General features: G+C 43.2%; 8 protein-coding genes. 5 read left to right on the top strand and 3 right to left on the bottom strand.

All coding sequences use genetic code 11. The annotated features are described in order from the left end of the window. The first annotated feature begins 189 nt into the window (after positions 1-189). Positions 190-972 (top strand): GNAT family N-acetyltransferase, encoded by a 783-nt coding sequence (locus KHB02_RS11325; RefSeq protein ID WP_213147619.1) that lies wholly within the window; start codon positions 190-192, stop codon positions 970-972. A gap of 172 nt (positions 973-1,144) precedes the next feature. Then, the gene (locus tag KHB02_RS11330) at positions 1,145-1,339 is read left to right on the top strand and encodes a hypothetical protein (protein WP_213147620.1); all 195 of its coding nucleotides are present in this window, start codon (positions 1,145-1,147) and stop codon (positions 1,337-1,339) included. A 31-nt stretch (positions 1,340-1,370) separates the two neighbouring features. Here KHB02_RS11330 and KHB02_RS11335 read toward each other — a convergent pair whose 3' ends face one another. Both KHB02_RS11335 and KHB02_RS11340 read right to left on the bottom strand, forming a co-directional pair. Next, positions 1,371-2,183 carry a VOC family protein gene (locus KHB02_RS11335; RefSeq protein ID WP_213147621.1) on the bottom strand — a complete coding sequence of 271 codons (813 nt, stop codon included), beginning with the start codon at positions 2,181-2,183 and terminating at the stop codon, positions 1,371-1,373. A gap of 44 nt (positions 2,184-2,227) precedes the next feature. Then, positions 2,228-2,794, bottom strand: coding sequence for an MOSC domain-containing protein (locus tag KHB02_RS11340; RefSeq protein ID WP_213147622.1), 567 nt, complete (start codon positions 2,792-2,794; stop codon positions 2,228-2,230). 202 nt (positions 2,795-2,996) lie between these two features. On the opposite strand from KHB02_RS11340, the gene KHB02_RS11345 reads away from it, so the two are divergent. The 3 genes from KHB02_RS11345 (at position 2,997) to KHB02_RS11355 (ending at position 6,534) form a co-directional block, all read left to right on the top strand. Beyond that, positions 2,997-3,881 (top strand): SEC-C domain-containing protein, encoded by an 885-nt coding sequence (locus tag KHB02_RS11345; RefSeq protein ID WP_213147623.1) that lies wholly within the window; start codon positions 2,997-2,999, stop codon positions 3,879-3,881. A gap of 95 nt (positions 3,882-3,976) precedes the next feature. Continuing rightward, entirely contained in the window at positions 3,977-4,942 is a 966-nt protein-coding gene (locus KHB02_RS11350; RefSeq protein ID WP_213147814.1) for a LacI family DNA-binding transcriptional regulator, read from the top strand. Positions 4,943-5,244: 302 nt separating this feature from the next. Then, a complete protein-coding gene (locus KHB02_RS11355; protein WP_213147624.1) occupies positions 5,245-6,534 on the top strand; it encodes an NCS2 family permease in 1,290 nt (429 codons plus the stop codon). A 69-nt stretch (positions 6,535-6,603) separates the two neighbouring features. Here KHB02_RS11355 and KHB02_RS11360 read toward each other — a convergent pair. After that, positions 6,604-7,759, bottom strand: a 1,156-nt coding sequence (locus tag KHB02_RS11360) for an L-cystine transporter (RefSeq protein WP_241113817.1), incomplete at its 5' end; no start/stop codon positions are given.

The following is a 7,759-nucleotide window of genomic DNA, read 5'->3' on the forward strand; positions in this document are numbered from 1 at the left end:
ATCGGCTCGGGCGTTATGAACCCCTTCATAACTACCGATTCACTGTTTCCTCCATCCGTTCAGGCGTTATGAACTCTTCATAGTTTATATATCTTTTAAGGGATTACGAGCTTTAAGCAGCCCTTCCAAAAAAATTCTTGAATTTTCCATATTGCACGAGTACTCTATTTAAAACAAGGGGGGATTGGCGTGATTAGAAAGCTTACCGAACAAGACCATCAGCAGGTTCTCGCATTTTTAAGTGAGGAACCGTCTATTAATCTATTTATCATCGGGGATATCGAGGCTTTCGGATATTCATCAGAGTTTCAGGAAATTTGGGCAGAGTTTGATGAACAGAGCACGATTAAAGCGGTCCTGCTACGATTCCATCAATCTTTCATTCCTTACGCAAAGGGAGAATTTGATACTACCGGCTTTGTCTCCATTATGAGACAGTACACGCAGCCTATTTTTCTATCAGGGAAGTCCGATATCGTGGAAATATTCGAGTCCTTCGAGGAACTGTCTCTTGGCAAAAAACAAGTAACATTTTTTGCAGAGTGCCTTTCTGACGATTGTCTTGGTGACAATGATGTTGAGGTTAAAAAGGCGACAATTGAGGACGTTGATCAAATCATTGAGCTACGCAGCAGCATTGAGGAATTTCATATAAGAAGCGATGCCCGGAAGATGTTAATCAATGCGATGGAATCCAACACGGGAAGAACCTATTATACCACCCGCCAAGGTGTGATAACCGCCTGTGTTTCCACAACAGCGGAAAATTCCATATCAGCGATGATTGTCGGAGTCTGCACGCGAAAAGAAAACCGCCGTCAAGGTCTAGCAACATCTATCATGAAAAAGTTATTTAAGGATGTTCTAGCAGAAGGTAAAACGCTTTGTCTCTTCTATGATAACCCTGCAGCTGGCCGTATTTATAAGCGGCTTGGCTTTAAAGATATTGGGAAGTGGACCATGTACCGCTAAAAATTCCCGTTAAAAAAGGAAGGTGCCGAGTCACCTTCCTTTTTACCGTTAATACACTAGGTATAAGTCCCTCAATCACCATTACCTTAACAAGCCGGGGCTGTCCCACTGCATAAAATCACCTGCAAGCAAATAAGCTAATATAAGCATCTATATAAAGGGGTTGGAAGCAATGGCCATTTTCAACAAAATCGCCTTATTCTTTGTCATTTTATATTCCGTTTTCACCATCATTAATACCTATTTAGGTGAAACCGAGCGAGCCCAATCCAACGTCATTTACTTCCTGATGAACGGATTTGCCTATATCGTTACCGCATTCGAAAAAGAAAAACACAGTCAGGCTTCAGATGCATTCACGTATTAATGCAACTGGGGCCTTGCCCCGCTTCCTTATCTTATTTAAAGCTCCAATAACCGTTCAACATGTTAAAAATCCGGCTTTGATTTGTCCCAGAAAGGTTTATCAAGAATGGAGTCTCCCCTTTTTCATTCAGCACTTTCGCGGTAATCCCTTCCCCAATAGGACTGCAAAACAAAAGCTCTGTTCCGGCCAAGGCTATTTTTCTGCACCGAGCATTTAATTCATGGCTTGTGAACTCCTCGTTCTCTTGGAGGTTAAGTAGTTTCCCCCAGATGGCCAAGGTATCGTCCAAATTATGAACCGCAAAACCAACACTCTCAAATCGGACAGTCCCCGCCAGATGGCGGTCAATAAGACCTAACTGATCTAGTTCTGCCAACCGTTCATCGTCGGATTTCTCCCATTGAATAAAGAAAGGAAGTCGTAATTCCGACCCAGCATACTCTGGGAATAGCAGCGACCATCTAATGACCTCGCCGTCACCGCGGACACGCTCTCCAGGAATCGGTCCATAAACTGTGAATCCTTCCTGCTTGAGCTGTTCAGCCAATGCTTCAATCTCGTTTGTGCGGATTGCAATCCTAGCTGGACCTTCCCCATTCCCCTTCGGAAGCTGTTCCACAATGTGTGTGATTAAGCGGTTAGCTTCATGCGTCGCAGCTTTTTGCCAATCCTCAATTCCTAAAAACTCTAAGTAACTTAATCCAAAATAACTTAAGGTGTTATACGTCCCCCAAGACTCATGCCGTCCGCCGGGTACCAATTTTAACCCTATTTGTTCAAGAGGCTCGATGGCCTCCTCAGGTTTTTTGAAAAACCAAACTAAATGGTCGAAAGAAAATTGCATATGAATTCCCCCTGTTATGAAAAAATCATTTCAAGTATAAAAAACTATTGCATTGGATTCATATAATCATTCATCAAAATTTGTACCTCTTCACCTTCAGAAATGCCCCCCGGTCTCTCCACTGCACAAACGATTCCCCGCCGCTTATACCCGGCACGGACAAAACGTGCGGCCAGCTTAGGATACTCCGGAAAGTGCTTTTGAATCTCCTCGCCCGGGAAGATGCACGGTAGGTTTTCCCCCATGCAGATCAACCCAGCCCCACTTGGAAACATAATCCGCGAGCCCAGCGTTAATTTGGTCAACTCCGGAAAGCCTTGAACCAATAGGTTCGCTCCAAGCCATTCAGGCAGAACATGCGGTACCCCTAACTCTTCGGCAATCTCCTCACAGTCTTCCACTGAAACAACGGTAATCTGCCGGCGGTTTAGAATTTCCGTCCCCTTTGGATACATTGGCTGCCTGGAGTCGGCCGCACACGTTACTCCGAAATGTCGGTCGCCTCGTATTCCGCCAAATTCAAGTTGTACCTCCGGAATCCTTCTGGTCACAAATGTGCCATCCTGATCCGCTATTAATATGCCCTTGATGTTTGCTTTTGCTTTTTTCATATAAAGTCCTCCCGTAAAAAAATCCTCTAATTCTACTTTACCGCAGGCTAACTCCAATTCCAATTCTTACAAGTCAGTGCACGTTCACACAATTTTCAGATTCATTATTTCAAAGATAAGTTATAATACGGTTGTCACCCCTAGAATATCCTCTCTAGCCCCTTTCAAAAAAATCCACTTAGAAAGCTGGTTGATTCGTTCTATGAAAAAACAATCTTTATGTCCGTGCGGCAGCGGCAAACCTCAGGAGAAATGCTGCGGTAATAAGCTGCAAATGAATGTATTTATACAGCCTTTCACTAATCCTGAGGAACGGGAGGAATTTTTAAAGAACATGGCGATGGGCTCCCAATTTCACTTTCGGCAACGCGGCCACTTTTTCTATTATGGAAAAGACATTCTCTCCTACAAACGTGAACAGCCTGCCAACAAGCTCCGCAATGAATTTCTCGAGGTTTTTTCAAGCTTTATGACCGATACGTTAGAAGATACCTGTCCTCCTTCATGGAAAGAATGCGATTCCTCATTCTGGGAAGAATTAATCTTCACTCATTTTCTTCATTGTATGAAAATTACGCCGCAAGAAAAAGAAACCGAAAAATTCCTGATGCAGTTGAAAAATTTCGTCCGCTGGCTGGACCGAAGGGTTGGCACTTCTTGGTATGGTCTTGTTAACCAATATGCGAATGAGTCCCGCTCTGATCTTAAAATCTGTGAACACCTGCTGAATTACCTCTTTTTATGCGATTTCCCTCGGCTTCACCAAAGTGACTTTAATCTCGAGTTGGCGTTGCAAAAAGTCGAATATAAGTTTGACCAGTTTGCTGAACGGAAGGACAGTCTGTTCGAAGTGACCAGTAGAATTGAAGATACCATTGTGCTAACCGAATCCAACACCAACCGTACTTATTACATCAAGGGAATCCCCCGCCACTTGATTAAAGCGGGGCTCATAATGAACGGTTCCATCGGCCGCAAAAAGGGCGAAAAAGTATGGGAATGGTATCACACAGAGGGGATTTATCCGAATAGAGGCAGGAAGTATATAAGGCTGAACACCCCTGAACTAGAGCCTACTCACGTATAACACCTTAACGAAGTGATGCTATTCATTCTTCATTTTCCTTATAAAAAGTATTATACTCTTCCTAATAATAGCAACGATGGAGAGTGTCTGACACCTTGACTAATATCAGAGATTTAGCAAAAATGGCCGGCGTTTCAGTCACGACGGTATCGCGGGTGCTCAATAATCACCCATATGTCAAAGAGGAAAAGCGCAAGGCTGTCCTCGATGCCATTAAGCAAAGCAATTACCAGCCAAATATTAACGCGGTTCATTTAAGCATGGGAAAAACCTTCCTTGTCGGTGTGGTGGTCCCATACATTGACCACCCCTATTTCGCTTCGTTAATGAAAGGAATCTCCCATGAAGCATTAGCACACAATTATAATCTCGTTCTTTTCCAAACCAACTATAATGAAGAAAGAGAATTAGACGCCTTGCAAATGTTAAAGCAAAAACAAATTGATGCGTTAATCATTTGTTCGAGAGCAAGCAGCTGGCCGTTGATTGAGGAGTTTCTTCCTTATGGGCCGATTATTCTGTGTGAGGATACTAGAGGTAAAAATGTGCCATCTACCTTTGTGGATCACTATCAAACCTTTATCTATGCGCTGGAATATTTAATTCAAAAAGGGCATCGAAAAGTTGGTTATTCCATCGGGAGAAAAACGGGTACAAACAGTAAGTTTAGAGAACTGGCCTATAAGGCCTTTCTGAAAAAAAATCATTTGCCATATGACCCTGCTTTCGTATTTGATAACTGTCTTTATTTTGAGGATGGAGAACGAGTCGTGGAGAAGATTATAGAAATGCCGGACGCTCCGACTGCTTTGCTGGTGACAAATGATGATGTCGCCGCCGGAATCGTCACCTGCGCAAGGAATCGGCAAATTTCCATTCCTAGTGACCTAGCGCTGATTGGCTTTAATAACCAGCCGATCGCTCAAATCATGGACATCACGACGATTGAAATCCCGCTTGTAGAAATTGGCAGAAGTCTATTTCTTCAAGGAATAGAAGAAAATCAGGAAATTTCTTATCAGGAGATTCCTGTTAGATTGATTGAACGCGGTACAGTCTAATCTAAAGACTTGCGGTCAGTTGATGTGGCTGTACCCAAGTTTTCTTAAAAAAATTGTATCGATCTCCTTGACCTGAAACGCGTTTCATACTCTATCCTAAATTTTGTAATACCGCAGCACCTAGCTGGCGTGATCGGATTCTCGAGCGTTACGGTAGGTGCTGCAGGCAGCTTAGCTGGAAGCAAGCTCCTCTCTTGTTATTGTCATTTTCTGTGTTATAATATTCCCCGGCATAAGTTGATTCATAGAATTCTAACTTGATGCGGGCGGGAGAGGGACACACTAGAAAGTGTGATAAGAAAATGAAGGGAGTTTTTAAACTTAGCGAGCACGGAACAAGCTTGAAGAAGGAGGTTATTGCGGGGGTTACGGCGTTCTTTTCCATTGTCTATATTATCGCTGTCAATGGAAGTATTCTGCAGGATGCAGGCATACCACTCGAAGCCGGAATTATCGCAACCGTACTATCTTCACTGATTGGCTGCTTGCTTGTGGCATTTGTTGCCAACGCACCATTAATTATCGTACCAGGAATGGGAATTAATGCCCTATTCACCTACACGATTGTCGGTACGATGGGCCTGGACTACAAGGAGGCACTGGCTGCTGTTGTCGTGTCAGGCATTCTCTTTGTGATTGTGGCTTTCACGAAATTATCCGGCATCATCTCAAGAGCGATTCCGTCATCTTTAAAGGAATCCATTTCAGTCGGAATTGGCTTATTTATTGCCTTTATCGGCCTGCAAAAAAGCGGCATCATTGTTGGGAATCCAACGAACTTCGTGGCGCTTGGCAATTTGGCGTCCCCGATTGTAATGGCGTCGATTATTAATCTGATTATCACGTTATTTTTATTTTTAAAGAAAGTACCTGGGAATTTCCTGATTAGCATTATTTTAGGAACGTTCGTGTCCTATCTTTTCGGATTGGTAGACTTTTCGAAAACCCACACCAGTTTTATTTCCTTTGCGGACTATAAAAACGTCTTCCTAAGTGCAGACTTTGGAAAAATAACCACGATTCCGTTCTGGACAGCGGCTTTTTCACTGGTATTGGTGCTTGTTTTTGAAAATATCGGCCTGCTTCATTCCCAAGTAGACGGGATGCTGCAAGCACCTGAAAAAAACGGAAAATCCTTAAAGGCCATTTCGATTTCCACGATCGTATGCGGATTATTCGGTACAAGTCCATCTGTATCAACGGTTGAAACGGCAGCAGGGATTACCGCAGGCGGAAGAACAGGTTTAACCTCAATTATCACGGGGCTGCTTTTCCTGGCATCGCTTTTCTTCATGCCGTTCATCAAACTGGTTCCGGCAACAGCGATCGCGCCAATCCTAATTATTATCGGTGGTTTAATGCTGACCAATATCGTAAATATTGATTTCACTGATTTTACGGAAGCCTTTCCGGCTTTTCTCGTAATCATCATGATTCCGTTAACCTACAGCATCGTTGATGGAATTGCGTTCGGATTTATCGCCTATCCGCTGGTAAAGCTGTTTACTAACAAGAAACATCAGCTTTCCCTTTCCATCTATATTATTTCGATTCTTTTCTTGACGAACTTTTTACTGCACTCGATTGGTTAACAGCAAGTGCGTTTAATATACACAAAAAGCAGAATGCCAACTCAGCATTCTGCTTTTTTAATTACTATATTATGCTTCCACTACATTAGGCTGTTGGTAAACTTCGCTTTCGAATTCGCCGGTTGCCTTACTTGTTAATACTCCCGCAGTCATTGCACCACTGACGTTAAGGGCTGTACGACCCATGTCAATTAAAGGCTCAACGGAGATTAAAAGACCAACAATCGCAACTGGCAGGTTCAAGACTGATAGAACGATTAAAGCTGCGAAGGTTGCCCCGCCGCCTACACCGGCTACGCCGAATGAACTGATTGCAACCACAATAATCAGAGTGATGATGAAAGAAATGCTTGTTGGGTCAATACCTGCAGACGGCGCTACCATGACTGCGAGCATCGCCGGATAAATTCCTGCACAGCCGTTTTGTCCGATGGATAGTCCGAAAGATCCAGCAAAGTTGGCAATCCCTTCAGACACGCCAAAGTCTTTCGTTTGTGTCTTAATGGTCATTGGCAATGTTCCTGCACTTGAACGTGACGAAAAGGCAAACGTTAATGTAGGCATCCCCTTTTTCACATAGTTTACAGGGTTTAATTTTGCAAATGTTAAAAGTAATAAATGTACAATAAACATCAAGATAAGTGCTACGTAAGATGCGACGACAAACTTTCCTAATTTTACAATCGCATCGTAATCACTAGTCGCTGCCACCTTTGTAATGATGGCCAAAATACCGTATGGCGTTAATCTAAGAATGAGAGTTACCACCCTCATGGTGATGGAATATAACGTATCGATTATTTTCGCAAAAAACTCAGCCTTCTCTGGCTCCTTGCGTTTTATCCCAAGATATGCAACACCGATGAAAGCTGCAAAAATAACAACCGCGATTGTTGATGTTGGGCGGGCGCCTGTTAAATCTAGAAACGGATTACTTGGAATGAGTTCAACGATTTGCTGTGGCAGTGTCATACTTTCAACGCCAACCACTTTTTCTTTCAATAGCTCATTGCGGGCATTTTCAGCATCCCCCGCCGTTAACTTTATTCCATCAAGCCCGAATCCGAGTGCAGATCCGATACCGATGGCTGCAGAAACCGCCGTAGTCCCAAGAAGGATGGCAATGACAAGAAAACTGATTTTCCCAATATTTTTAGTCAGCTTTAACTTTGTAAAAGCCCCTACAATCGATACGAACACTAATGGCATAACAACCATTTGCAGC

Source organism: Neobacillus citreus (assembly GCF_018343545.2).
In the GTDB taxonomy this organism is placed as follows: domain Bacteria; phylum Bacillota; class Bacilli; order Bacillales; family Cytobacillaceae; genus Neobacillus; species Neobacillus citreus.

Bases quoted from the DNA above. Each gene is read 5' to 3' on its own strand.
- KHB02_RS11330 (WP_213147620.1), top strand. From the start codon at position 1,145: ATGGCCATTTTCAACAAAATCGCCTTATTCTTTGTCATTTTATATTCC.
- KHB02_RS11335 (WP_213147621.1), bottom strand. From the start codon at position 2,183: ATGCAATTTTCTTTCGACCATTTAGTTTGGTTTTTCAAAAAACCTGAG.
- KHB02_RS11340 (WP_213147622.1), bottom strand. From the start codon at position 2,794: ATGAAAAAAGCAAAAGCAAACATCAAGGGCATATTAATAGCGGATCAG.
- KHB02_RS11345 (WP_213147623.1), top strand. From the start codon at position 2,997: ATGAAAAAACAATCTTTATGTCCGTGCGGCAGCGGCAAACCTCAGGAG.
- KHB02_RS11355 (WP_213147624.1), top strand. From the start codon at position 5,245: ATGAAGGGAGTTTTTAAACTTAGCGAGCACGGAACAAGCTTGAAGAAG.